Annotated in this window: 26 protein-coding genes; all 26 read left to right on the top strand. The window is 52.0% G+C overall.

The features are described 5' to 3' along the window. Nucleotides 1–52 precede the first annotated feature (52 nt). The 26 genes from GA520_RS22535 to GA520_RS22410 all read left to right on the top strand — a co-directional run bounded on the left by GA520_RS22535 (nucleotide 53) and on the right by GA520_RS22410 (nucleotide 23,671). On the top strand, nucleotides 53–1,555 hold the full coding sequence (locus GA520_RS22535; RefSeq protein ID WP_163335676.1) for an NAD(P)/FAD-dependent oxidoreductase: 1,503 nt from the start codon (nucleotides 53–55) through the stop codon (nucleotides 1,553–1,555). Continuing rightward, nucleotides 1,546–2,775 carry a beta-ketoacyl synthase gene (locus GA520_RS22530; protein WP_163335675.1) on the top strand — a complete coding sequence of 410 codons (1,230 nt, stop codon included), beginning with the start codon at nucleotides 1,546–1,548 and terminating at the stop codon, nucleotides 2,773–2,775. The genes GA520_RS22535 and GA520_RS22530 overlap by 10 nt, the downstream gene beginning before the upstream one ends. Continuing rightward, nucleotides 2,775–3,038 carry an acyl carrier protein gene (locus GA520_RS22525; protein ID WP_163336456.1) on the top strand — a complete coding sequence of 88 codons (264 nt, stop codon included), beginning with the start codon at nucleotides 2,775–2,777 and terminating at the stop codon, nucleotides 3,036–3,038. The genes GA520_RS22530 and GA520_RS22525 overlap by 1 nt, the downstream gene beginning before the upstream one ends. 7 nt (nucleotides 3,039–3,045) lie before the next feature. Then, the gene (locus GA520_RS22520; protein ID WP_163335674.1) at nucleotides 3,046–3,816 is read left to right on the top strand and encodes a lysophospholipid acyltransferase family protein; all 771 of its coding nucleotides are present in this window, start codon (nucleotides 3,046–3,048) and stop codon (nucleotides 3,814–3,816) included. 11 nt (nucleotides 3,817–3,827) lie between these two features. Then, nucleotides 3,828–5,120, top strand: a complete 1,293-nt coding sequence (locus GA520_RS22515; protein WP_240910019.1) for a phenylacetate--CoA ligase family protein — start codon at nucleotides 3,828–3,830, stop codon at nucleotides 5,118–5,120. Between the two features lie 39 nt (nucleotides 5,121–5,159). Then, the gene (locus GA520_RS22510) at nucleotides 5,160–6,185 is read left to right on the top strand and encodes a radical SAM/SPASM domain-containing protein (protein ID WP_240910018.1); all 1,026 of its coding nucleotides are present in this window, start codon (nucleotides 5,160–5,162) and stop codon (nucleotides 6,183–6,185) included. A 10-nt stretch (nucleotides 6,186–6,195) separates the two neighbouring features. After that, nucleotides 6,196–6,810, top strand: a complete 615-nt coding sequence (locus tag GA520_RS22505; protein ID WP_163335671.1) for a hypothetical protein — start codon at nucleotides 6,196–6,198, stop codon at nucleotides 6,808–6,810. After that, entirely contained in the window at nucleotides 6,764–8,023 is a 1,260-nt protein-coding gene (locus GA520_RS22500; RefSeq protein WP_163335670.1) for a radical SAM protein, read from the top strand. Before GA520_RS22505 ends, GA520_RS22500 begins: the two co-directional genes overlap by 47 nt. Then, nucleotides 8,008–9,345 carry a lipid biosynthesis B12-binding/radical SAM protein gene (locus GA520_RS22495; RefSeq protein WP_163335669.1) on the top strand — a complete coding sequence of 446 codons (1,338 nt, stop codon included), beginning with the start codon at nucleotides 8,008–8,010 and terminating at the stop codon, nucleotides 9,343–9,345. Before GA520_RS22500 ends, GA520_RS22495 begins: the two co-directional genes overlap by 16 nt. Beyond that, nucleotides 9,342–10,565: a DUF2062 domain-containing protein gene (locus GA520_RS22490; protein WP_163335668.1), complete on the top strand. Its 1,224-nt coding sequence runs from the start codon at nucleotides 9,342–9,344 to the stop codon at nucleotides 10,563–10,565. Before GA520_RS22495 ends, GA520_RS22490 begins: the two co-directional genes overlap by 4 nt. Continuing rightward, entirely contained in the window at nucleotides 10,559–11,434 is an 876-nt protein-coding gene (locus GA520_RS22485) for a lysophospholipid acyltransferase family protein (protein ID WP_240910017.1), read from the top strand. Before GA520_RS22490 ends, GA520_RS22485 begins: the two co-directional genes overlap by 7 nt. Nucleotides 11,435–11,460: 26 nt before the next feature. After that, nucleotides 11,461–11,715, top strand: a complete 255-nt coding sequence (locus tag GA520_RS22480; protein WP_163335667.1) for a phosphopantetheine-binding protein — start codon at nucleotides 11,461–11,463, stop codon at nucleotides 11,713–11,715. 23 nt (nucleotides 11,716–11,738) lie between these two features. Beyond that, complete coding sequence (locus tag GA520_RS22475; protein ID WP_163335666.1) at nucleotides 11,739–12,179, top strand: excinuclease ABC subunit A; 441 nt, start codon at nucleotides 11,739–11,741, stop codon at nucleotides 12,177–12,179. A gap of 11 nt (nucleotides 12,180–12,190) precedes the next feature. Continuing rightward, entirely contained in the window at nucleotides 12,191–13,423 is a 1,233-nt protein-coding gene (locus GA520_RS22470) for a beta-ketoacyl-[acyl-carrier-protein] synthase family protein (RefSeq protein ID WP_163335665.1), read from the top strand. Next, nucleotides 13,423–14,202, top strand: a complete 780-nt coding sequence (locus GA520_RS22465; protein ID WP_163335664.1) for a beta-ketoacyl synthase N-terminal-like domain-containing protein — start codon at nucleotides 13,423–13,425, stop codon at nucleotides 14,200–14,202. The genes GA520_RS22470 and GA520_RS22465 overlap by 1 nt, the downstream gene beginning before the upstream one ends. Nucleotides 14,203–14,205: 3 nt before the next feature. Next, nucleotides 14,206–14,934 (top strand): 3-oxoacyl-ACP reductase FabG, encoded by a 729-nt coding sequence (gene fabG, locus GA520_RS22460; RefSeq protein WP_163335663.1) that lies wholly within the window; start codon nucleotides 14,206–14,208, stop codon nucleotides 14,932–14,934. 54 nt (nucleotides 14,935–14,988) lie between these two features. Next, nucleotides 14,989–15,429: an ACP dehydratase gene (locus GA520_RS22455; RefSeq protein ID WP_163335662.1), complete on the top strand. Its 441-nt coding sequence runs from the start codon at nucleotides 14,989–14,991 to the stop codon at nucleotides 15,427–15,429. Beyond that, nucleotides 15,422–16,096 (top strand): outer-membrane lipoprotein carrier protein LolA, encoded by a 675-nt coding sequence (locus GA520_RS22450; protein WP_163335661.1) that lies wholly within the window; start codon nucleotides 15,422–15,424, stop codon nucleotides 16,094–16,096. Before GA520_RS22455 ends, GA520_RS22450 begins: the two co-directional genes overlap by 8 nt. Next, on the top strand, nucleotides 16,089–18,485 hold the full coding sequence (locus GA520_RS22445) for an MMPL family transporter (RefSeq protein WP_163335660.1): 2,397 nt from the start codon (nucleotides 16,089–16,091) through the stop codon (nucleotides 18,483–18,485). Before GA520_RS22450 ends, GA520_RS22445 begins: the two co-directional genes overlap by 8 nt. Continuing rightward, a complete protein-coding gene (locus GA520_RS22440; protein ID WP_163335659.1) occupies nucleotides 18,485–19,030 on the top strand; it encodes a hypothetical protein in 546 nt (181 codons plus the stop codon). Before GA520_RS22445 ends, GA520_RS22440 begins: the two co-directional genes overlap by 1 nt. A gap of 12 nt (nucleotides 19,031–19,042) precedes the next feature. Further along, complete coding sequence (locus tag GA520_RS22435; protein ID WP_163335658.1) at nucleotides 19,043–19,447, top strand: beta-hydroxyacyl-ACP dehydratase; 405 nt, start codon at nucleotides 19,043–19,045, stop codon at nucleotides 19,445–19,447. Nucleotides 19,448–19,451: 4 nt separating this feature from the next. After that, a complete protein-coding gene (locus GA520_RS22430) occupies nucleotides 19,452–19,925 on the top strand; it encodes a thioesterase family protein (protein ID WP_163335657.1) in 474 nt (157 codons plus the stop codon). Then, the gene (locus GA520_RS22425; protein WP_163335656.1) at nucleotides 19,922–21,019 is read left to right on the top strand and encodes a beta-ketoacyl synthase N-terminal-like domain-containing protein; all 1,098 of its coding nucleotides are present in this window, start codon (nucleotides 19,922–19,924) and stop codon (nucleotides 21,017–21,019) included. The genes GA520_RS22430 and GA520_RS22425 overlap by 4 nt, the downstream gene beginning before the upstream one ends. A 118-nt stretch (nucleotides 21,020–21,137) precedes the next feature. Next, on the top strand, nucleotides 21,138–22,040 hold the full coding sequence (locus GA520_RS22420; protein ID WP_163335655.1) for a metal ABC transporter solute-binding protein, Zn/Mn family: 903 nt from the start codon (nucleotides 21,138–21,140) through the stop codon (nucleotides 22,038–22,040). 6 nt (nucleotides 22,041–22,046) lie between these two features. Beyond that, on the top strand, nucleotides 22,047–22,832 hold the full coding sequence (locus GA520_RS22415) for a metal ABC transporter ATP-binding protein (protein WP_163335654.1): 786 nt from the start codon (nucleotides 22,047–22,049) through the stop codon (nucleotides 22,830–22,832). Next, nucleotides 22,829–23,671 (top strand): metal ABC transporter permease, encoded by an 843-nt coding sequence (locus GA520_RS22410; RefSeq protein ID WP_163335653.1) that lies wholly within the window; start codon nucleotides 22,829–22,831, stop codon nucleotides 23,669–23,671. Before GA520_RS22415 ends, GA520_RS22410 begins: the two co-directional genes overlap by 4 nt. Nucleotides 23,672–23,675 lie beyond the last annotated feature (4 nt).

Here is a 23,675-nt window from a genome sequence, read left to right as displayed (position 1 = left end):
AGTAACATATTGTTCATGTTGTGTAAATGGAAGGACAGAAGGAGTGCAGGTCGTGAAAGTTGATGTGGTCGTGGTTGGCAGCGGAATTACCGGATTGACCGCAGGTGCGTTGCTTGCAGGACGCGGCAAACGGGTTGCGATCCTGGAAAAACAGAAATATTTCGGGGGGGCGATTCGCCAGTTCAGGCGAAAACAAATCGCCTATGATGTCGGATTTCATTACACCGGTTGCTTGGGAGAAGGGGATATTCTTGATCTTCTCTGGCGTGCGTGCGACGTGCGAGATCGGATCAGTGTTGAGCGAGTCCCGGAACATGTCTATGACCGTTTTGAATTTAACGGGTATGAGGGATGCGTTCGCGGATATTTCAATTACGACCAGCTGGAGGGTGAACTCGCAGCGCGATTCCCGTCTGAAAGGCAAGGGTTGCAAACTTATTTCCAGACAATACAGGCAATTTGTTCTCAGGTCCCTTTTTATAATACCGAATTATCGCTGACCCCATTTTTACGGGGATATAAATCACGCCCTCAGTCGCTTGTACGATTTCTGAACCAGAATATCAGGGATGAGCGGTTGCGGGGGGTACTTGGTGCTCCCGCTTTTTTATATGGTGTACCGATTGCGCAGTGCGCGCTCGAAAAACACGCCCTTGTCGCCCATGGTTACTACGATGGTGCGTATACACTGGCTGGCGGCGGGCAAGCCGTTGTTGATGCATTCACCGAGTCTCTTGGCCTGCTCGGTACAGAGATGATATATGATTGTGAGGCAACATCCATTCATTTGGAGAATGGACGTGTTGCCGGTGTGGATACCGCGGATGGAGAACGGATTCATTGCGAAGATGTGATCTTTACGGGTCACCCGGCAAAACTTTTGCCCCTGGTGCCGCCGTCTGCTTTCCGGCCGGCTTACCGTTCAAGGCTCCAGGGACTGAAAAACAGCCTGTCGATGTTCGCCCTTTTTGGGCGTTCGGAACAGGCTCTCGAAGACCATGGCGATGGGCTCAACTATTACTTGCTTCCAGGCGAAGGAGAGGTGTTGCCGGAAGAGGCGAACACACCCCATAAACAGCGGCCGATGATGCTGACGGCAACGTCCAGGCCGTCCGGCGAAACCTTGCGGTCCAAATCAAATGGCATTATATTGTTGCGGCTTGGTTACTGGCAGGATGTTGAACATTTTGACAGTGGCCACTCTGGTAAGCGACGAAAAGGTTATGAGTCGTTTAAGCAGGAAGTTGCAGCCGAGATGATCGAGACTGCTGAACAGAGATGGGGTGATCTCACCGGCCGGATAGAACAGATAGCTGTGGGAACACCACTTACCTTCAGGGATGAATTGGCCGCACCGGGTGGATGCGCCTACGGAGCCATGCATTGTCTTAACCAGTTCAACCCTGAGGTGCGAACCCGGGTTCCCGGTCTTTATCTCTGTGGCCAATCGACCCTCATGACGGGTGTGGTCGGTGCCTCTATCTCCGGACTCGTTGGCGCCGGGGAAATTTTAGGTCTGGAACCTTTTTGGGAGAGTTTGCGCACGTGCAATTAAACAGGGTTGTTATCACGGGCCGGGGTGCTGTATCCCCCTTTGGCCTTGGTGTAGCACCGCTTATAGAAAATATCTGGGCAGGGGAATCAGCCGTATGTCATATGGAAGAATGGCAATCTATCCAGGGCTTAAAAAGTCGGGTGGCTGCACCTGTCCCCCCCCTTGATTATAAATCCCTCCTGCCTCGCAACGTCCGACGTTCCATGGGAAAGATGGCGATCTATGCAACCCTGGCAACGCGCGAAGCAATTGAGGATTCTGGTGTTGACGAACCGCTCCTGACTTCCGGGGAGACCGGTGTGGCTATCGGTTCGACAACTGGCAGCCCCGTTGCCTATGAGGACTTTTACGGTAAATACCTGCCGCACAGGGTGCTGGAAGAGATAAAATCGGGTGAGTTCTTCAAGATGATGGGGCATACATGTGTCGCCAATGTCTGTCTGGCTCTTGGTATACGCGGCGAACAGTGGGCGCCGGTCAGCGCCTGTACCTCTTCATCCCAGTCTATAGGTCTTGGCTATCTGCTGGTAAAAACCGGACGGCAGCAGGTCATGTTGTGCGGAGGTGCCGAAGAAGTGCACGCCTCGGTTACCGGGGTTTTCGATTTACTGCGAGCGGCTTCCTGTAATAATGATAATCCCCGGCAGGCGTGTCGACCGTTTGACAGGGACCGGGATGGTGTTGTCTGCGGCGGTGGCTCCGGTATCCTGGTGTTAGAAAGTTATGAACATGCGATTGCCAGGGGAGCCAGGATATATGGGGAGGTTGTCGGTTTCGGTAACGTGAATGATTCAAGCCATATCGCCAACCCGGACAAGGATTCCATGGCCCGGGCTATGGCCAAGGCGATGGAAGAGGGCGGGTTGAACGGGGCTGACATCGATTATGTAAACGCTCATGCTACAGGCACCGAACTTGGTGATATCGCTGAAGCGACCGCAATAGCTCAAGTTGTGGACAGCCAGACGCCGGTTTCGTCCCTTAAGGGGCATCTTGGCCATACCCTTGGTGCGGCAGGGGCGCTGGAGATGATCGGTGTGCTGGAGATGATGCAGCGACAGCAGATCATTCCCACCGGCAACCTTGAAAATATAGATGCCCGTTGTGGTCAGGCGTGTCTTGTAACTGAGCGGCGGGATGCACCTGTAACAACTGTATTAAAAAATAATTTTGCACTGGGCGGGGTTAATACCTCACTTGCGATCAAGAGAATAGTATGATGATGACTGATGAGGAGTTGTGCCGGAAGACGATAGAAGTCCTGGCCGAAGAGTTTGAGCTCGAGCAGGCAGACATGGTTCCGGAGGCAACACTCTACGACGATTTGGGGTTGGATAGCCTCGATGCCGTGGATATGGTTGTGGTTCTTGAGAAGACATTCAAGATGAAACTGACCGACGAAGAGGCTCTCCGTTCAATACGGAGCATCGATGATCTCCTGCAATTTCTCATCAGATTGAAAAATGAGCAGAATGCAACGTAGGTGATTTTTGCTGAAGCTGGTCTGGAACGTATATTTCTGGTTGGTGTTCATCCCGTTTACTCTGGCCGGTCTGGTCATTCTTCCCTTTCTTCTGCTGGCAGATATGGTTGTAGCGGGTCGCTCTGCAGCCTCGGCACTGCGGCGGGCCATTCGTCTCTATGGTTGGGTTCTTACCAGGGTTGTTCCCTTTATGGCTCCGGTTGAGGTCACATACGAAGGAACGGGGCTGCTGCCGCCGGTATCCATTTTTGTCGCCAACCACAACTCTGCCATCGATCCGTATCTGTTTGGAGCCATACCTGTAGAGAACGGTTTTGTTACCACCTGGCCGTTTAAGATACCTGTTTACGGATTTTTTATGAGACTTGCGGGTTATGTTGATGCAAGTGAAGGTTGGGAGGACGTGCTGCAGCAGTGCAAGAAACTTCTCGAGGCGGGGAGTTCGGTTACTATCTGGCCAGAGGGTCATCGTTCCCGGGATCAGAGTCTGCGGCGATTCAGGAATGGTGCTTTCTCCCTTGCCGCGGAGACCGGTTACCCTGTGGTTCCGGTGTGTATAGTTGGCGCCGGTGCTGTTCTGCCCCCCGGTTCCAGACTGATGACGCCAGGACGGGTGAAACTTGTCGTGCTGGATCCTTTCTACGTGGAAAAAGGGGCCGAACGTACTGAGTCAGTAAGGAAATTGCGGCTTCGGATTCGGTCGAAGATGGAGCAGGTATTGCGCAAGAACGGACATTTTGTCTCAGGCTGTGGTAATGGCACTGACGTCGCTGAATGAGGATAGCGGGAATGTATGACCTTCAAAAAGCAAAAGCTCTCAGGATGGCTGATCGATCCGAGCGGGAAAAGGTTCAGCTTGAACTCCTCCGGCAGCATCTTCGGCGGGCAATGGGGATACCTTATTACCTGAAAAACCTTACTGTTGCCGGAGTGGAAATTGATAGGCTGCAGTCACTGGAGGATCTTGCCGGGTTACCCTTGACCTCACGACAGGATATCGACAGCAATCCTGAGCAATTCGGCCTTCGGGATGAAGAAGCATGCCGTGATATAGCCCTGACGTCCGGTACTACTGGTGATGCCGTTATTGTCCCCTACACAGAAAACGACTTGAAACGGCTCGCCTTTAATGAGGCAATGGCCTATATGGGCGCTGGCGTACAAAAAGAAGATCGGGTACTGCTCACCGTCACTCTGGATCGCTGTTTTATCGCCGGACTCGCCTACTACAGTGGGGCTGTAAAGCTTGGTGCTGCTGCCATTCGCAGCGGCCCCGGCCAGCCGGAACGCCAGTGGCAGTATATAAATGATTTAAAACCCCGCGTTATCGTCGGCGTCCCGACCTTCCTGTACGAACTGGGGTGCTGGGGGCAGAATAATAATATCGATGTGGGGGCCTGCTCAATACAAACAATCGTTACCATCGGTGAACCGGCACGGCAACCGGATCACCGGCCGACACCGATGGGAGCGCAACTCAGTGAACTCTGGCAGGCGAATCTCTCGTCCTCCTATGGTGCGACCGAGTTTGAAACGGCGTTCTGTGAATGTACTGAAGGGGTTGGCGGGCATGTGCATCCTGAATTGATGCTGGTAGAGATCATCGATGAGAAGGGAAATGTCCTCAAGGAAGGACAGCCCGGTGAGGTCGTGGTGACGCCGCTCGGGGTCGAGGGTTTTCCCTTGATCCGTTTCAGGACAGGAGATGTGGCCCGGCTGCATACCTCTCCATGTCGCTGCGGTTGGACCACAGATCGGCTGGGAGGTATTGAAGGGAGGCTGGCCCAGCGATTGAAATACAGGGGGACGACCCTGTATCCTGAAGCGATCTTCAATGTCATCCAGTGTAACAGCAATGTCGTCTGTGGGTATGTGGAGGTGCGCAAAGCAGCAGATGGTTCTGATGATATCACCGTGGTGGCGGCCGCCGATTCCAAAGTGAGTGGTGAGGCCCTGGCTGACAGCCTCCAGGCCCGCTTGCGTGTGCGGCCGGTGGTGGTGGTACGGACGGTGGCCGAGGTGAAGAAGGTTATGAGTGATGACGGCGGTCGGAAACCGAAGAAGTTTTTTGATCTGAGATGATGTGAGGGTGTGATGATTTGCAGGAGAGATCAGCTGGGGATGGAATTTTCCCCGGAAGAAATTGAAGAATGCAGGAAAAACAACGGCTTGCTGTCCATGGAGCTGGAGCTGACGCATGCCTGTGATCTGCGTTGTATATACTGCTATGCCTCCTCCGGTGAACCGCTGGATAATGAGCTGAGCCTGGAAGAAATAAAATCCGTCATTACCCGGGCTGCAGAACTCGGCGCCCAAAAGATTATCGTTCTCGGTGGTGGTGAACCGCTTCGCTATCCACATCTTTTTGAAGTTATCGAATATATCAGGGAACATGATCTTGTGGTCGACCTGTTTACCAACGGTCAGACTCTTGACAGGAAAACTGCCCAGAAGCTTTACGACCTGCAGACAGGTGTTGTGCTGAAAATGAACAGCAGGAAGAAAGATGTGCAGGATAGGTTGGCAGGTCGGGCCGGGGCCACAGAAGCTATTGCAAATGCTTTGCAGGCCTTGCAGGATTGCGGCTATCCCGATGAGCATCATTCCCTGGGGATTGAGACAGTTATCTGTCGGCCGAATTATAATGAATTGCCGGATCTCTGGCGTTGGGCGCGGCAACAGGGCATTGCTCCCTATTTCGAGACCATGACCATGCAGGGGCGCGCCTCAGAACACCGGGACCTTGAGGTGAACCCGGAAGATGTGAAGAGGCTGTTTGAGAAACTCTCCCGTATAGACCGGGAAGAATTCGGTTGTGATTGGCAGCCCCATCCGCCTCTTGTGGGTTCCCAGTGCGCCCGGCATGAATATTCGTGTACCATCACCTCCACCGGCGAGGTGCAACCATGTCCGGGAGTGGATGTGTCGGGAGGCTCGATCAGGCAGGAAGAGCTGGCGGATATCCTGAAAAACAGCAAGGTGTTCCGAGAGTTGCGGAATATACGTACCCGTATCAAGGGGCATTGCGCAACGTGTGAGATTTCAGTAGCCTGTTACGGTTGTCGTGGGCACGCCTACCAGGTCACTGGCGACTATCTGGCGGAAGATCCACTCTGCTGGCTTAAGCATCCCGAGAATAAAAACTGAGCTGCAATTTATGTCCATTCAATCAGCGTATACCCCTCTTTCAGAATCGGAAATCGAAAGATTTATTAGCGATGTACCCGGTGCTGAAACTGCGGAGCTTCTTGGCTCAATTCCCGGTCGATGGGGACGGATGCCCCGACTCAGCCGGCTGGTTCTTGTCGAGACAGGCCGGATCTTGCGTTGTGAAAAAAATGGCATAAGTGGCGAAAGCGAAAGGTTATGCGATGCGGGGAAAAATGTCGGCCTCGTAGGCGCTACGCGCAGGGGGTCTCTTCATACCGATTTGGCATTTCGGCAAACCATGGCATCTGGTCCTGGTCTGGCAAGCCCCGCCCTGTTTGGCTACACCTTGCCAAATACACCGCTGGCGGAAGCGGCTGTTGTCTTTGGTCTTACCGGGCCGGTCTATGCACTTTTTGATGAAAACGGTACCCTGTTGAACCGGGCGGAAAAAGAGGCAGCTGCTCTTCTCGAGCATATGGCCTCCCTTGATTTTATGTTGGCCTGTGCCTTTGATCACTATCCGGAAAAAAACGGACGGGAAAAGATATCTGTAACCTTAACTGTATTAAATAGAGATGGCGACTGTAACCCTTGTGTACCCGAAATGGCAGAAAATTCCTGAACAGACGGAATTTCACCTTCCCCCCCATGGACCTGTCTGTGTGGCGGCATCCATTCCGGATGAATATGAAGTAAAGTTTATTGATGAAAATGTCGATGAACTCGATTTTTCGCTCCAACCCGATGTGGTGTTGCTGTCCATGATGCTGACCTGCCAGCTCCCCCGGGGGAGGCAAATTGCCGATACGTTTCGTGAGCTTGGGGTGCCGGTTGTGGCGGGTGGCATCGCGACCATGCTCCATGCCGAAGAGGTTGGCGGGTTTGTTGACTCAATCTTCCTGGGAGAGACGGAGGGTGGCAGACTGGCCGGAGTGCTGAAAGATGTGAAAGATGGCCGTTTAGCCCCGAAATACGACTATTTTCACGATTTTCCGCCAATCGAGTCGGTTGGCCCAGCCCGCAGATCGATCCTGAACCGGGATCGTTATGTGTACCGAGGAGTACGGATGGTTGATCTAGTCCACGCCTCCCGTGGGTGTCGTTTCAACTGCTTTCCATGCGCTACAGCCTACCTTGGTGGGCGGAAGTTCCGTCCGAGGCCTATTGAGAAAGTGGTTGAGGAGATACAGGGTATCGACAATAACCGTCTGTTCCTTGTTGACAACTCCCTGGCCCAGGACAAAACCTGGGTGATGGAACTGTTTGAGGCTCTTATCCCCTTGAAGAAAAAGTGGATATCCCATCCTATTCTTGACGATGAGGAGGTCATCGCCAAGGCGGCCGAGGCGGGTTGCTGGTATGTCTATCAGGCGGTGTTCGATACCTCGGATGTTATCCGCAACAGGGTCAAGCGCCTGAAGGACCATGGAATCGGTGTTGAGGCTGCAGTGTTGTTGGGCACCGATAACCAGGATGCGGATTATATAAAACGGCTGGTTGATTTTCTGCTTGAAATTGATGTGGATATGTCGGAGTTCTCCATTCTTACTCCTTTTCCGCACACACCGGTGACTGCCACTTATGAAAAAGAGGACCGAATACTGCATCGGGACTGGGGCAAATACACCACAGCCGAGGTTGTATATCGTCCAAAACTGATGACTCCTGAAACGTTGCAGGAGATGTACAGCTATGCCTGGGAACATTTTTATAAGGACATGCCACAGTCTCTCAGGATGGCCAGGCTGTTTACTGAGCTGGTCAGGAAAGAGATGGCGGACGGGACCTATGAATCACCTTCACTGAGTAAAGAGAGAACATGGCGGACTGCCTGATTATCTCCGCCAATCAGGTGGTTACCCCGTATCCTGTCTATCCTCTTGGGGCCGCTTATGTGACTGAGGCGTTGCAACGTAACGGGCACGCTGCCCGCCATTTTGATTTGCTTGCCGATGGTGGTCTTGCGGCTCTTGAAGAACTCCTGATAACCAGCAGTTTTGATCTTATCGGTATTTCCATACGGAATCTGGACACGGTGGATAGTGCGGATCCTGCAGAGTTCCTCGATGATATAAAGGTTGTTGCCCGATCGATTCGTACCCACTCAAATGCTCCTCTTGTGCTTGGGGGGCCCGCTTTTTCAATTATACCGGAACCCTTGATGACATTGCTGGAGGCGGATTACGGGGTAGTGGGGGAAGGGGAGGACGCATTGGTCCGGTTGGCGTCTGCTGTTGAGAACGGCTCACCGCCTTCCACCAAAATCATCAGTTCAAATGCTGTGGTTGAACAAATCGGTGCTGCCGGCATAACCGAAAGCACCGCCCGATACTATCTTGATCATGGGGGCATGCTCAATGTCCAGACCAAGCGCGGCTGTGCCGGCCTTTGCAGCTATTGCTCCTATCCGGCAATTGAGGGGCGCAGAATACGTTATCGTGATCCGGTGGAGGTGGTGGATGAGGTGGAGAGCCTTGTGTCGCGTCATGATGCCCGCTACCTGTTTTTTGCAGACAGTGTTTTCAATGATCCGGCAAAACGGTACCTGAGGGTAGCGGAGGAGCTTCTCCGCAGGGATCTTGCACTTCAGTGGTGTGCTTTTTTTCGTCCGACGGATATAACGACCGAAGAGCTTCGCTTGCTGAAACGTTCGGGGCTTGCCGCCATGGAGCTCGGAACGGATGCTGTCTGCGATGAGACACTGGCAGGGTTGCGGAAAGGATTCGGCTTTGATGATGTGGTGCAGGTTCATGACAGGATTCTGGCTGAAGATATTCCATGTGCTCATTTTGTCATGTTTGGGGGGCCTGGGGAAAACAGGAGTACCCTGGCCAGGGGCTTGGCAAATATTGAAAGACTGGAAGGTAGTGTGGTGTTTGCCTTTATTGGCATCCGGATACTTCCGGGTACGCCAATATATCATCGCGCTGTGACCGACGGGATAGTAGAACCCGGTGAGGTGTTGCTGCGGCCCAAATTCTACTATTCGCCGCAGATCTCCCAACATGAAATCAAGACAGAGCTCGTTGCAGCATTTGAGAAGAGGCAGGAGTGGGTCTATCCGTGCCACGAGTTCAATGACCGTATCAATATTTTGCACCGGATGGGGCGTGTCGGCCCGCTTTGGGACCTGCTGCTTACCAGGAGGAAACGATGAGTGAGCAGAAGCTGGCCGTTCTCCTGGTTATTCCGCTGTATAATCATGGTGCCACGGTCGTTGAGGTGGTTGACAGGAGCCTTGCTACCGGCCTTGATGTGCTGGTCGTTGATGACGGCAGCAGCGACAGAGGCTTGGACAGGCTGGCCGGTTATCAAATCTCAAGAATTCAGTTCAGGGAAAACAAGGGGAAGGGAACGGCGATATTGGCAGCGTTTACGTTTGCTGCAGATAATGGCTATGATGCTGTCCTGACCATCGATGCAGATGGGCAGCACAACCCACTTGAGGCTCCGCTTCTGGTTGATGAGGCAGAAGCGGGTTGCTGGCCTGCCATCATAATCGGTTCCCGCAGGATGGTCCAGGAGACGGTGCCGGGTTCAAGCCGCTTCGGCAGGAACTTCTCAAATTTCTGGGTCCGGCTCGAATGCGGACGCGACTTGTCAGATACGCAGAGTGGTATGCGTCTCTATCCCGTGAAGCAGATGTGTGGACTCAAGCTGACCCGCAGCCGCTATGATTTCGAGATTGAAGTGCTGGTGAAGGCGGTCTGGGGTGGAGTGGATGTTCGTTCGGTTGACGTCTCTGTTCATTATCCGCCTGCTGCCGAACGGGTCAGCCATTTCCATAAGTTTATAGATAATGTGCGTCTCTCCCTTTTGCATACGGGTTTGATCTCCCGGCGGTTGCTGCCTTTGCCACACCACAAGGTTGTCGACGGACCACCACGGGAGGAAAGAGTGTTCGTTCAGGGAAATCCCCTGAAAACCCTGAAAAACCTCTGCCTGGAGAGCAGTTCGCCATTTTGGCTGGCTGTAGCGGTCTGGTTTGGCATTTTTCTCGGCGCTCTGCCGCTGATTGCCTGCCATACTGTGGTTATCATTTATGTTACCTATCGGTTTCGGCTGAACAAGGTGGCGGCTGTTGCCGCCAGCCAATTCTGCATGCCGCCGGTGGTCCCGGCTCTCTGTATCGAAGCGGGGTATTTTATTCTTCACGGGAGTTTTTTGCTGGATTTGTCCTGGGACAGGTGGGTGCTGGAGATCCACTATCGATTATGGGAGTGGTTTGTCGGCTCACTGCTGGTCGGCCCCGTGCTGGGGCTGTTGGGCGCCCTGCCGGTTTACTGGTTTGCCAGGAACATGCGGACGAGAGCAGAACGCCGGATTTCTTCTGGCAGTGCGAATGTTGTTGAGGACGAGGGAGAATATCGGTGTTGAGGAGACTGGAAAAACTGGGACACTGGTTTTTTTACGTGGCGATGAAGTTTTTTGGTCACACAGGAGGACGTATTCTCCTTTTTCCGGTGGTCTCCTGCTATGTGGTTTTCAGTCGCAAAATTCATGCAATTGTGAGATATTATCTTTCCCGGCGATTCCCGGAAGCAGGCTGGCTGCGGTATTGGTACTACACCCTCAAGACTGTTCTATCCTTTGGCAATGTCCTGGTTGACCGTGGCTGGCTGGGGCTGTATGGTGATGCGGACTTTACAGGTGAGCTGTACGGTCGGACTACCATCAACGAGTTCATTTCACAAGGTAAGGGTGTTGTCCTGCTGACGGCCCATGTGGGGAACTGGCAGAGTGCTTTATCACATCTCGGCGATCTGCCGGTAAAAGTTAATGCCCTTATGCAGTATGACCGGGAAGCGGCGGCACAACACTACTTTGATCTAGGCCGCAGGGAGCGATCCTTTGAAATAATTGATGCGGATTCTTCCTTTGGCGGCATGATCGAGGCCGCTGCAGCTCTGCAGCGCGGGGAAGTGGTGACAATCATGGGTGACAGGTATATCAAGGGACCTTATTCGGAGGTTGAATTTTTCGGAGAAAAAGTCCGGTTGCCCAACTCAGCGTATGCCTTGGCGGCAACGGTGGGAGCACCCGTGGTTGTTCTGCTGGCGGCTAAAACGGGAGCCAGGAGCCATCAATTGAAGGTGTGGGATTCCTTTCATCCCGAATACAGGAGCAGGGAGGAAAGGGACGATATGCTTCGCAGCTGTACGCGGCGGTATATAAAAGCGGTTGAGGACTACCTGATGGTACACCCTTTTCAGTGGTATAATTTTTATAATTTCTGGGGTCAGTAGCGAATCCCTGGCAGGTATGGTGGAATATGGAACAGATAAAAGAGAAAATTAAGGAAATCCTGATTCAGGATCTGAAAATCCAGGGTGTGCAACCTGAAGATATCATTGACGGAGACCCGCTCTTTGGTGAAGGGCTTGGTCTTGATTCACTGGATGCCGTTGAGTTGGTGGTGTTAATCCAAAAACATTTCGGGGTCCAGATTGCGGATATGGATGAGGGGCGTAAGGCTTTTGAATCTGTAGATGCGTTGGCTAATTATATTCTGGAAAGGAAGAAGTAGAGAAGAGCAAAGGAGGCGTAATTATGGGAAGGGTATTTGCGGTCGCTTTAGCGATCCTGTTTATGTCTGTTGCTTTGGCATCTGCGGCAGATGTGAAAAAGAAATTCACGCTTGAAAGTGCAAAAGCGAATAGTGATGTGCAGGACGTGTTGAACGGTGATATCACAATATACTGGGGAACACAGGCGCACCCACAGGTTGAAAAAGAGCTCGGTGTTTATAAGACGAGCAAGCGGACCAACGGTTTCATGAAGGCAGAAGAAGAGGCGTGCTCTCACGCCCTTGCATCCGCCTTGATTGTTTTTCAGGAGAGAGCTCGGAAGGAAGGGGGGAACGCGGTTATCGGTTTGCAGTCGAACATCAAGAATCAGGCGGAATCCAGTGAGACGGAGTACAGCTGCCTTATTGGTTCCATGATGGTGAATGTGGCTTTAAAAGGCAAAGTTGTCAAATTAAAGAAGTAGACTGAGATAAAATGGCAGGTCAAGTCCCCTCTGTTGCCGTAACCGGTTACGGTTGTATCGCTGCCTTGGGTAATAATTGCGAGACACTTTTGGATAACCTTCGAGACGGGGTGGTGAACAATACCCAGCTGTCTTCGGAATTTTTTCCTGAGCCGTTTAGTGCGCCCTGTTTTCAGGCCCAGATTGGAAATGCCGGTTATCGATTGCAGGCATTATCGGCACGGTTAACCGGTTTACAGCTGAATAGGACCCTGCAGCTGGCTTTCACTGCTATCGATGAGGCTCTGTGGAAGGCCGGTTTGTCGATTGATGAATTGGCCGGAAAACGTGTCGGAGTTGCCCTGGGTACAACAGTAGGATGTACATTTCATAACGAGCCGTATTATATCGATTGGAAAAAGGGGCTTGATCCGGATAAGGGGCCGCTGGCTACCTATTTTCGCTCCAACCTGGCGGAGTGTGTACAGGGGGGACTCGGTTTGGATGGCCCGCGGGCGGTGATAACCAATGCCTGTGCCTCAGGAGCCGATGCGATAGGTCTGGCCAGAAGTTGGCTGGAAAAGGGACTGTGCGATATCGCCCTGGCCGGTGGGGTGGATGAACTATCCCGCATTGCCTGTCACGGTTTCAAGAGCCTGATGCTGGTTTCTGAGGAGAGTTGCCGCCCTTTTGACAAAGACCGGAAAGGTCTGAATCTCGGTGAGGGTGCCGGAATCATTGTGCTTGAGAGATACGACTCGGCAATTGCAGCCAGGCGGTCTGTCCATGGCTGGATCAGGGGTTATGGTATTGCGGGGGATGGCTATCATCCCACAGCACCGCATCCTGAAGGGCGGGGATTACAGCGGGCGACCCACTTGGCGCTTGCCGATAGTGGTGTCACCGTAGCAGATATTTCGATGATAAATGCCCACGGAACGGGTACGCCGACAAATGACAAGGCTGAGACCACGGCAATCAGCAACGCTGGCTTTAAGATCGATTCTGTGCCTGTGGTTTCAACGAAGGGAGCTACAGGCCACACCTTGGGGGCGGCGGGAGCCATTGAAGCGGTATTGACACTGCTGAGTCTCAACCGGGGCGAGCTTTATGGAAGTCCTGGCTGTGTTACTCCTGATCCCGACTTTCCGCTTACCCCTCTGAGGCAAGGGGAGAGGGTGAAGCTCACGGGAAGGATAGGTATAAGCCAATCACTTGCTTTTGGCGGATCGAACGCGGTATTGGTGATTGAGGGAGGTCACTGATGAGTGTTCTGATTACCGGAAGCTTTGTTGCCGATTCAAGTAGTATTGAAATTCCGGAGCCATTATTTCGCCAGTTGCGTAGAGCCGATGAGTTTATTCGCCTGGGTGTTGTCGCAGCGTATAATGTTCTGCAACAAAATGGTGGCCTCCGGGCAGATGGTGAGCGAACCGGTCTGTTTCTGGGCACAGCATTCGGGCCTATGCAGACCAATTTCGATGTTCTTGATCAGGTTGTTGAAAATGAGCCGGTTTCTCCCACGCTTTTTTCCCACTCCGTCTTTAATGCGGCGGCCGGATATATAGCCTCCGTCCTTGGAATCCACGGCTGCGCCATTACACTTACCGATTTTGGTTTTCCTTTTTTCAGCGCACTTGAACAGGGAATGGTGGCGATAGAGAGCGGGCATCTTGATTCCTGTCTCATCCTCCAGGTTGAGACCTACAGCGATCTCCTACTGGATGCGAAAAAGGCAATGGTGCCTGCCGGGGAGGAATGGTTCCCCGGTGCTGTCTGCTGGTTGCTTGAGAAGGAAGACATTGGCGCAGGTCTGTTGCTTGAAAAGCTCGAGATAGCCTCAAGGACTGTCAATGGAAAAGCGATCCTGCAGTTGCAGGAGCAGGTGCAGCTTGATGGCAAGCCAGTGGCCGTAATGCCGGGATATTTAGGTGCAGCATCATGTCTCGGCCGGGAACTGGATACAACGAACCCGTTGCTGATCTCCGTTATTGAAATCGAATCGGAATATGGAACAGTTGCCATGGACATACGAGGGGTATGATTGATGGGTGAAAGGAAAATTGTCTTCATAACTGGGGCCAGTCGCGGTATCGGGGCAGCTATTGCCCTGAATCTGGCCCAGGCGGGTTATGATATATGGCTTAATTACCGGAGTTCGAAGGAGCTGGCCTACAAGGTAAAAGAGCAGATAGAGGCGTTCGGTTGTACCTGTACTCTTTTGCCTTTTGATGTGGCCGATGAACAGGCAGCAACCGAAATGCTGGAACCCCTGCTGCAGCAGGAGGTCCCCTTCGGATTGGTTCATAATGCCGGTGTCACCCGTGATACACTGCTGCCGATGATGAAGCGCGAAGAGTGGGATACGGTTATTGATGTACACCTGAATAGCTTCTATATTCTCGGCAAACTCATCTCACGCCATATGCTGTCGAGAAGGGAGGGCCGGATTGTCACATTGGCTTCACTTTCCGGGGAGACAGGTCAGGCGGGCCAGGTAAATTATGCCGCTGCCAAGGCGGGGCTGATCGGTGCCTCAAAGGCCTTGGCCCGGGAGCTGGGAAAACGGAATATTTTGGTTAATGTTGTCTCTCCAGGCCTTATTGAGACAGAGATGATTCAGAAGCTTCCACTTGATAAGATACTGCCGCTTATTCCCCTGGGCCGGGTTGGCCAGGTCGAGGAGGTCGCCGGCGTGGTGAGATTTCTCCTGAGCGAGGATGCCAGCTACATGACCGGACAGGTGCTCAGTGTGAACGGTGGCATGCACATGTGAGGGGTTTCTGTAAAGTTCGTGTAATGAAAAAACAAATTCTAAAAAGGGTCTTTGATGTCCATGAAAGATCACTGTCAACTCCCACATGAAGCATTATCTCTCGTACCCCACCGGCCGCCGATGCTGTTCGTCGGGGAATTGTTGGAGCGTTCGGGCAATATAGCAGTAGGGTCGGCCACTATGCCTGAGTCGGGAATCTGTACCGATGTGGAGTACGATTTCCCGGAATACTTTGTGGAAGTGGTGGCTCAGACCGTAGCCATGGCCAACGGTTATGATGCCAAAAAAAATGGGCAGGAGATGAACGACGGGCTGTTTGTCGGTATCGATTCGTTTCGTTTGTTCGGAACGGTTGCACCAGGTGCCAGGCTTCGGGTAGTAACGGAGAAAACCTTCGAGTTCGGAGCGGTGAAAATTATTCATGGGGATCTGTTCTGTGAAGAACAGCTGGTGGCGCAAGGTGACATTAAGGTGTGGGAAGATCTGGGTGAGTAAGAAAAGAGGAATTACCTTCGTTATTCTGGTGATGTTGGCTGTCAGCTTTTGCTGTCCGTTATCCATCGGGTTCGGAGCATCAAATCCGGAGACTGCCGGAACAGGCGAGTTAGAGTCGTTTCTCACAACCCTTCGTGAAAATGCTGATCAGGTCAGGTCATTCCAGTCTGCCCTCACCCAGGAGAAACAGCTGGCCATGTTTGACAGGCCTGTACTGTTTAAGGGTAAGTTGAGCCTGGTGCGGCCGGACAGGCTTCGCTGGGAGTTTACTGAGCCTGTACCTTCTGCTCTGGTTTTCAATGGAGAAACGGGCTTACGATGTAGCCACGGTGTTGAACCGGTGAAATTTACACTCTCAGAAGATCCTGTCATGAAGGTTGTTTCCGAACAACTCTGGCTCTGGCTTGGCGGAGATTACAGCTCGCTGAAAGATCGCTATAAGCTTAAAAAAATGGGGCCGTCGACGCTTCAGGTTACACCGCTTGAGGAAGCCGACGGTGAATTCCTCACGTCTGTCCGCATAACGTTTGATCCAGAAACCCTGCAACCGCAGCAGGTAGAAATTTTGGAGACGGGCGGTGACCTGACACGGTTGCTGTTTGATGCTCCTGTCATGAACAGTCCTTTGCCTCCTGCAATTTTCGAGAGCTGTGGTCTCGATGAGTAAGCGTGAGGGAATCCTTCGCTGGGCAGTTGTCCTTTGTATCGTTTTTATCGGCGGGCTGTTCAGCCTCCATCTCTCCATCAATGATGATGCGCTCGATCTTTTGCCGGATGGGGCGGTTCGCGGGGATTTGCAGCTGCTCCAGGAGATCGGCCTTGTTGATCGCTTGTTTATTACCCTGAGGGCAGATGAACAGCACTACGAAACTCCCTCCGATGCCCGCCCCTTTTTGCAGGAGAGCGCTCGACAGCTGGGAGAGGCCCTCAGTGCAAACAGCATGTTCGAAAATGTCCTGTCCCGATTGCCGACCGGTTTTGAACGGGATTTCATAAGCCGCCTTCTGCCCGTTCTTCCGGTATTGCTCGAAGATGAAGACCTTGATAGCATAAAGACGTTAACGAGTGAAGGAGAGGTGCGTCGCCAGCTGTATGAAAACTATCTCCTGCTCAACAGCCCTGCAGGTATCGCGGTCAAGAAACAGATTGGACAGGATCCCCTTGGGTTTCTTGGTCTTCTTTTTGACAAACTCACCTATCTGCAGGCAGAGTTTTCTGTTGTTCCGGATCATGGTTTCCTGCAGTCCAGGGACGGTATGAGTATACTCGTGCTCGCCAAATCTCGCTCTCCCCTCACCGATTCAGGTAATAGTGGGACTCTTCAAGCCGAACTGGAGAAAATCTACGGAGATGTCCTGCAACCTGGAATTGTAGCTGAAATTATCGGTACTCTGCCCCATACCCTGGCCAACAGTAATGCTATAAAACGCGATTTGCGTATCTTGTTGCCGGTGGCGTCAGTGTTGTTGATTCTATTGCTCGCGGTGACATTACGTGATATTCGTGCAATTGTTGTATTTGGTGTGCCATTTTTGGGTGCGCTGCCTGCAATTGCAGTAACAGCAGCTCTTTATGGTGAAATTAGCGGATTGGCGCTCGGTTTTGGTATCGTGATTCTCGGTATATCCGTTGACTTTTCGGTTCACCTTTTTGTAGCCCTCACCAGGGAGGATGGATCACGAAGCGCCATCATGAATGATGTGCGCCGTCCGATCATTTTTGCAACACTGACAACTGCATCGGTATTGATCGTGCTGTTCTTTTCAGATGTCTCGTCTCACCGGCAGATGGCCACTCTTGCCCTGGCAGGGGTTTTGTTTGGGGTGGTGTTCGCCTGGTTGTTGATCCCGACTGTAATTTCGGGAAAGAATGCCAGAGGGGGGCAAAAGAAAAAACTCCCGGTGTCCATGACTGTAGCTCTGTCACATCCAATCGGGCGGACTGCGGTGTGGGGTGGTTGGTTCATCTTGTTGGTGTTAGGTGTCTGGTCATGGCCGCAGCTTCGTTATAACGGTGATCTACGGGTGTTGGATGCACCAGACGAAGACGTGGTTACGATGGAACGCCATTTCAGCGAGGCCTGGGGTGACAAAGGTGAACAGGCGTTTGTAGTGACAACCGGTGAAGATCTGGATGGGGCCCTGTCTGAGGCTGGCGATCTTTTTATGTTTTTGCGTGACAGAGGGGCCACGCAGGTACAATCGCCTGTTCCCCTGCTGCCCGATAAACAAACTCAAGAGAAACGAATACAGGCATGGGAGGAGCAGTGGGAGAAGGTGCGTCCACAGTTTGACACTATATTTCAGGAGGTTGCAGAGGGACAGGGGTTCTCACCTCGAGCTTTCCGTCCGTTTTTTTCATGGCTGGATCAGGAACCCCTATCGGTAGCTCCGGGTTACTTTCAAGGCACCATGTTTGATCCGATGCTGCAGTCAATGATACATCATGTGAGTAGGTTAGAGGGTGGAACCTTACAGGATCGTTATCTTGTGGTAACAACGGTCGGTATTGATGATAGCTTATTGCCGGTACTCCTCGGTTATGCAGATAAGCACCCGTCGGTGTCGGTTCTGGCCAACAGGAAATGGCGGGCTGAAGTAGAATCATTGCTCAAAAAAGATATCCTGTTGCTCTCTTGCCTGGCGGGCGCTCTCGTTATTCTCCTTGTTGCCTTGCAGTTTCGAAATCCTGCCAGTGTTGGTGCGGTTTTAGCACCTGTTGTTTCTGCTCTGGCCGCCATGTCCCTCTTTTGCAAACTGACGGGAAGCGAACTGAACATGATGCATCTCATCATGGGTATTATGGTGATTGGGTTGAGTGTTGATTACGGTATTTTTATTGTTTGTTCACGTTTCGGCCAGGTGTCGGCGAGTGCATCTTTTGCGGTGTCGGTCTGTGCCGCAAGTTCCCTGATCGGTTTCGGTGTGCTGTCCTTCGCCTCGCATCCCGCACTTTATTCACTTGGTCTTACGGTTCTGGTGGGTATAGGGACAGCCTGGCCGGTGGCGCTTTTGGTGAGCCCGTTGATTGTTGGTGAGCGGCCTGGAGGAGCATAATGTTTCGGTTGATGGTGATGATAGTGATGCTTGGTATTCTTTCCGGCTGCGCCGGGATTCAGATTGCATCAGAGACCTCTCGAACGTCGTCAGGTGAAAACATACATCTTTTTGCCGGTATTCGTATCGAACGGTGGGGCAAACTAAGGTTTTCAGGTATCCTTGCAGTGGCAAGCAAGGAGGAACGTCTGGTTTTCGCTCTTCTGGACGGCACCGGTGTGACCCTGCTGGAAGGACCGTTGCCAGGAGAAGGGGAGCAGCCGGAACTGTCGGGTGTTTTGCGGGACTCGGACCTCGCTTACTATTTAGCCATCGCTTTCTCGCGCATTTTCCTGCAGGAGCCGCCGAATGAACCATGCAGCAGGATCTTCCTGCAGAGTTTATGCCTTGATACAGAGGGAGGACGACGTATGGCTAAAAGATTCAAGGTGGGGCCATTTACCAGGTGGTCCGTTACGTACTCTGATGCCGGGACTACTGAAGAGATTGTCTACAGTGAACCGTGGGCTGGGGTGCGAATCACTATTAATGAGAAGGCCATGTGAGACAGGACGGGGATGGAGAAGGGAACAGTATCAATCTATCGGGCGCTGCGGGAATCGTGCCGCTCATTTACGAGCCGGGAAGAGTCCGGCACTATACATCTTAAAGCCTCATTTCATTTTGATGAGGATTTTCCCGGGTTTCAAGGTCACTTTCCTGGGAAACCGGTGTTGCCGGCTGTGGTTCAGTTGGCTGCCATACGGTGCGTTACAGAATTGTCGCTTGAGTTAAAACTGACCCCCTCCGGTTATGATCGGGTCAAGTTCAGGGGTGTCGTTCTTCCTGGGGGCCCTACCGAAGTATGTATTGAGCTGAGGCCGGAAGGGGATGGCTGGTGTGCCGGTTTTACTATAGAAAACAGTAACGGGGAGAGTGTTTCCAGCGGTACGTGTAACTTTGGTATCTCTGTTAAAGGATAAGCCTATGCGGTTAAAAGAAAAGTATTTTCCGGTTGATGAATCGGCTCCTGCACCTCTTGTTGCCTCGTGTATGAGAAGGGTTCGGTTTGAGGAGGTTGATGGGCTGGGGATGGTCTGGCATGGCAGGTACCCGAGCTATCTTGAAGATGGACGTATTGCTTTTGGTGATGCATTTGGATTGACATATCAAAGTTTTATGGTCCATAACACGGTGGCGCCGATTGTAAAAATGCATCTCGATTACCGGAGTGTTCTTCGTTTTGATGAACAGATAACCGTTGAAACGAAACTTCATTGGTCTGATGCGGCACGGTTGAATTTTACCTACACGTTGTTCAAGAAGAATGGGGAAGTGGCAGCTTCGGGGTATACCGTGCAGATGATGACTGAACCGGATGGCACCGTACTGCTGGTTCTGCCGGACTGGCTCGAAACTTTCCGCAGGAAGTGGAAAGAAGGCGGGTTTGAAAAAAAATGAGAAAGGTACTTGTCACAGCGGGGGATATTTGCACACCGCTGGGTGATCTGGCTTCCACCTGGTCCGGGTTGGTTGAAGGCCAACAGGGTGTTTCTCTCCGTTCATTCGGAAGTGTTGTAGAGCCGTTGCCGCTTGCAGTGATAGACAAGCTTACCGGTTTGTTTGGCAGTCATGAGCGTCAGGAATCGTTGTTTGACCTCTTGTGTGACAATTTGCCTGATATTCCACAAAATACCAGGCTTTATTGTGCAACGACCAAAGCTGCGGCAGATGAGTTGGCTCTCCATGGTCCAGATGAAACGGGTCAACCATGGCAGGTAGCAAAGTATCTTGCCGAGAGGTTGGGGTTGACCCGGGATGGCATAACCGTGAGTGCGGCCTGTGTCTCCAGTCTTATTGCCATGATCCGGGGGGCGATGGATATCCGTTCCGGCAGGTGTGATCATGTCCTGGTTATCGGTTTTGATCTCCTTTCAGATTTTGTGGTAACGGGATTTTCAAGTCTCAAAGCCCTTTCTCCTAAGGGTGCACGACCATTTGACCGTAACAGGGACGGCCTCACCCTTGGTGACGGTGGTGGTTGGGTGTTGCTATCCTCAGGCGATTCAATTGCTGGTGGCGGGAAGGGAATGGCTGAGGTCGCTGCCTGGTCCATATCCTGTGATGCGACCCATATAACGGCTCCCAGCCGGGATGGTGTTGGCTTGCTTTCGGTATTCCGAGAGATCATGGCTCAGCACAATGGCCCCGTCGGGGGTATTAATGCCCATGGAACCGCCACTTTTTATAACGATGCGATGGAACTGCTGGTTTTCCGGAAGATGCTGGCAAAAGGAACACCAGTATGTTCAGTAAAAGGTAGTCTTGGCCACAGCCTCGGTGCAGCCGGGCTTGTGGAGGCCATGCTCAGTGTGCAAAGTCTTGTTGAGGGCTTGTTGCCACCTACGGTGGGCTTGTGTGAACCGGAGGAGACTGATTGCCTGCTCTCCGGAAATCGTACCTTGCCACTCATGGCGCCATCAATCATCAGTTGTAACTCCGGTTTTGGGGGAATCAATGCCGGATTATTGCTGACTCCACTGGATGGTTCCTGACTGAACTCTTCCCCGTTGTGCGCGGAGCTATAATTCTGACTTCTCTTGAAAAAATGCTTCAATGCAATATAGTTGCATTATCGACAATGAGTCAGTTCACTATCTTCAAGGGGATAAAATGAGACGCACAGTTCAGTGGTTATTCCTGTTGTTTCTAATTATTTTAAGTAATTCCACGGTATCGGCAAAAGAACGGGATACCGTTTTTGTTTCCATCCTGCCGCAAAAATTCTTTGTGCAACAAATTAGCGGAGAGTCGTTGCAGGTTGAGGTCATGGTGAAACCTGGGGCCAGCCCTGCCACTTACGAACCAAAACCTTCCCAGATGCGAAAGCTCTCAAAAAGTTCGCTCTATTTCAGTGTTGGTGTACCGTTTGAAAACGTGTGGCTGGAGCGACTTACTGACGTCAATCCGGAAATGACTATCATCCATACGGATAAAGGTATCCACAAATTGACCATGGCTGCGCATCATCATGAGGAAGACGGGCACGAGGAAGACGGTCATGAGGAAGAAGCTAGAGAGCCAACTACGGGTCTGGACCCGCATATCTGGTTATCCCCTGTGCTGGTAAAGAAACAGGCAAAGATTATCGGTGAAAGTCTGATCGCCCGTTTTCCTGAACGGGAAGTGCATTTCCGTAAAAACCTGGCCCTGTTCCTGTCCCGGGTCGATGAGCTGCATGGTGATCTGCAGGAAATATTACGAGATAAAAAGGGTACAAGGTTTATGGTGTTTCATCCGTCCTGGGGGTACTGGGCTCATGAGTACGGTTTGGAGCAGGTGGCAGTCGAAATGGAGGGGAAAAATCCGAAACCGGCGCAACTTCAAGAGTTGATCGAGCAGGCCAGGGAGGAAAACATACATGTGATTTTCGCCCAGCCGCAGTTTTCGGTAAAGAGTGCCAAGGTGATAGCACGTGAATTAAAGGGTACGGTCATAACCATCGATCCGCTTGCTGAGAACTGGTTTGAAAACATGCGCCATGTTGCCGATATCTTCAAAAAGACGGTTCAGTGAGGAAGAATGGAAACCAATAAACCCATCGTTGAGATCAGGGAACTCTGTTATTCGGCCGGTGGGCAGGATATCCTGCACGATATCAATCTCTCTATCAATGAGGGCGATTTTATCTCCATTATCGGTCCCAACGGGGGAGGCAAGACGACCCTGCTCAAGATTATCCTTGGCTTGTTAAAGCCGGGGAGGGGATCTATCACTATCAATAACAGTCGGCCCCGGACCCATAATACTCCTATTGGCTATGTCCCCCAGCACGTGAATCATAACTTGAGTTTTCCGGCGACGGCACTGGATGTGGTGCTCATGGGCCACTATGATCCGCGAAGACGATTTTATATGGGAAATAAGGCAGAGAGGAGGAAGGGCGCTCAGGCGATTATGGAGAGACTGGGGATCGGTGCGTTTGCCAATCGTAAGATCGTAGCCCTCTCCGGTGGCCAGAGACAACGGGTTTTGATCGCCCGCGCGCTCATCTCCCGACCCGAGTTGCTTGTCCTCGACGAGCCAACTGCTTCCATCGACACCAAGGGGCAGACAGAGTTTTACGAGATGCTCAAAGAGCTGAATAAGGATCTGACTATCCTGATGGTCAGTCATGATTTAATGGTCATCGCCTCGTATGTGAAATCTATAATTTGTCTCAATCGGACCATGCATTATCACCAGGCATTTGCTACTTCGGGCGAGGTGCTTGATGCTTTTCATTCCTGTACGGTTGAAGAAATCTGTCCGGTAGAGGTTGTTGCCCAGGGGAAACTGGATACCAAAACAGGGGAGGTCTCCGGATGATTGAAGCCTTGCAGTTCGAGTTCATGCGCAATGCCCTCACAGCCGGGCTGCTCGCAGCCATTATATGCGGTGTGATAGGTACCATGATTGTCGTGAACCGCCTTGTTTTTCTGTCTGGTGGTGTGGCTCACAGCGCCTATGGAGGTATCGGGCTGGCTTTTTTCCTGGGCTGGCCCTATCTGCTGGGGGCAACGCTCTTCGCCTTTGGTTCTGCGATGGTGATGGCGGCAGTCTCCATGCGGTCGAAACATCGGGCAGACACCATCATTGGTGTTATGTGGGCGGTGGGGATGGCCACGGGTGTCCTTCTGCTTGATATGACGCCTGGCTACAATGTTGATCTTATGAGCTATCTGTTCGGTTCTATCCTGAGTGTGCCTACTTCTGATCTCATTTATATGGCTGTGCTTGGAGTGGCCCTCATCTGTTTTATCGGCTGGTATTATAACGACCTGCTTATTATGTCCTATGATGAGGAGTTTGCCCAGGTAAGGGGGGTTCGGGTTAAAAGGCTTTATTTCATGTTGATCGGGGCTGTGGCCGTGTCTATCGTGATAATCGTGCAGGTGGTCGGACTTATCCTGGTGATCGCCCTGCTGACTATTCCCCCCTACATCGCGGAGCGATATACCAAATCGCTCTTCCAGATGATGGTTGTTTCCTGCGTGCTCGGTATGCTTTTTATCTTTGGTGGTCTCTTTGGTGCCTACACCTATGACCTCACCTCGGGAGCCGTCATCATTTTTGTTGCAGGGCTCTGTTTTTTCCTGTCAATGGGTTTTGACAAACTCATGCAGATGCGGGAGCGGTGGTTGTGGCTGAAGGCACATGAGGAGTAGGATG

It is taken from the genome of Desulfopila sp. IMCC35008, assembly GCF_010646885.2.
Taxonomy (GTDB): Bacteria; Desulfobacterota; Desulfobulbia; order Desulfobulbales; family Desulfocapsaceae; genus Desulfopila.
Note: the sequence above shows the minus strand (reverse complement) of the source record. Positions and strands in the feature narration are given on the sequence as shown.

What these genes read in the sequence shown, in the direction of transcription:
- GA520_RS22525 (WP_163336456.1), top strand. Translation starts at nt 2,775, where the DNA reads ATGATGACTGATGAGGAGTTGTGCCGGAAGACGATAGAAGTCCTGGCC.
- GA520_RS22515 (WP_240910019.1), top strand. Translation starts at nt 3,828, where the DNA reads ATGTATGACCTTCAAAAAGCAAAAGCTCTCAGGATGGCTGATCGATCC.
- GA520_RS22510 (WP_240910018.1), top strand. Translation starts at nt 5,160, where the DNA reads ATGGAATTTTCCCCGGAAGAAATTGAAGAATGCAGGAAAAACAACGGC.
- GA520_RS22505 (WP_163335671.1), top strand. Translation starts at nt 6,196, where the DNA reads ATGTCCATTCAATCAGCGTATACCCCTCTTTCAGAATCGGAAATCGAA.
- GA520_RS22500 (WP_163335670.1), top strand. Translation starts at nt 6,764, where the DNA reads ATGGCGACTGTAACCCTTGTGTACCCGAAATGGCAGAAAATTCCTGAA.
- GA520_RS22495 (WP_163335669.1), top strand. Translation starts at nt 8,008, where the DNA reads ATGGCGGACTGCCTGATTATCTCCGCCAATCAGGTGGTTACCCCGTAT.
- GA520_RS22490 (WP_163335668.1), top strand. Translation starts at nt 9,342, where the DNA reads ATGAGTGAGCAGAAGCTGGCCGTTCTCCTGGTTATTCCGCTGTATAAT.
- GA520_RS22480 (WP_163335667.1), top strand. Translation starts at nt 11,461, where the DNA reads ATGGAACAGATAAAAGAGAAAATTAAGGAAATCCTGATTCAGGATCTG.
- GA520_RS22475 (WP_163335666.1), top strand. Translation starts at nt 11,739, where the DNA reads ATGGGAAGGGTATTTGCGGTCGCTTTAGCGATCCTGTTTATGTCTGTT.
- GA520_RS22470 (WP_163335665.1), top strand. Translation starts at nt 12,191, where the DNA reads ATGGCAGGTCAAGTCCCCTCTGTTGCCGTAACCGGTTACGGTTGTATC.
- GA520_RS22465 (WP_163335664.1), top strand. Translation starts at nt 13,423, where the DNA reads ATGAGTGTTCTGATTACCGGAAGCTTTGTTGCCGATTCAAGTAGTATT.
- fabG (WP_163335663.1), top strand. Translation starts at nt 14,206, where the DNA reads ATGGGTGAAAGGAAAATTGTCTTCATAACTGGGGCCAGTCGCGGTATC.
- GA520_RS22455 (WP_163335662.1), top strand. Translation starts at nt 14,989, where the DNA reads ATGTCCATGAAAGATCACTGTCAACTCCCACATGAAGCATTATCTCTC.
- GA520_RS22445 (WP_163335660.1), top strand. Translation starts at nt 16,089, where the DNA reads ATGAGTAAGCGTGAGGGAATCCTTCGCTGGGCAGTTGTCCTTTGTATC.
- GA520_RS22440 (WP_163335659.1), top strand. Translation starts at nt 18,485, where the DNA reads ATGTTTCGGTTGATGGTGATGATAGTGATGCTTGGTATTCTTTCCGGC.
- GA520_RS22435 (WP_163335658.1), top strand. Translation starts at nt 19,043, where the DNA reads ATGGAGAAGGGAACAGTATCAATCTATCGGGCGCTGCGGGAATCGTGC.
- GA520_RS22430 (WP_163335657.1), top strand. Translation starts at nt 19,452, where the DNA reads ATGCGGTTAAAAGAAAAGTATTTTCCGGTTGATGAATCGGCTCCTGCA.
- GA520_RS22425 (WP_163335656.1), top strand. Translation starts at nt 19,922, where the DNA reads ATGAGAAAGGTACTTGTCACAGCGGGGGATATTTGCACACCGCTGGGT.
- GA520_RS22420 (WP_163335655.1), top strand. Translation starts at nt 21,138, where the DNA reads ATGAGACGCACAGTTCAGTGGTTATTCCTGTTGTTTCTAATTATTTTA.
- GA520_RS22415 (WP_163335654.1), top strand. Translation starts at nt 22,047, where the DNA reads ATGGAAACCAATAAACCCATCGTTGAGATCAGGGAACTCTGTTATTCG.
- GA520_RS22410 (WP_163335653.1), top strand. Translation starts at nt 22,829, where the DNA reads ATGATTGAAGCCTTGCAGTTCGAGTTCATGCGCAATGCCCTCACAGCC.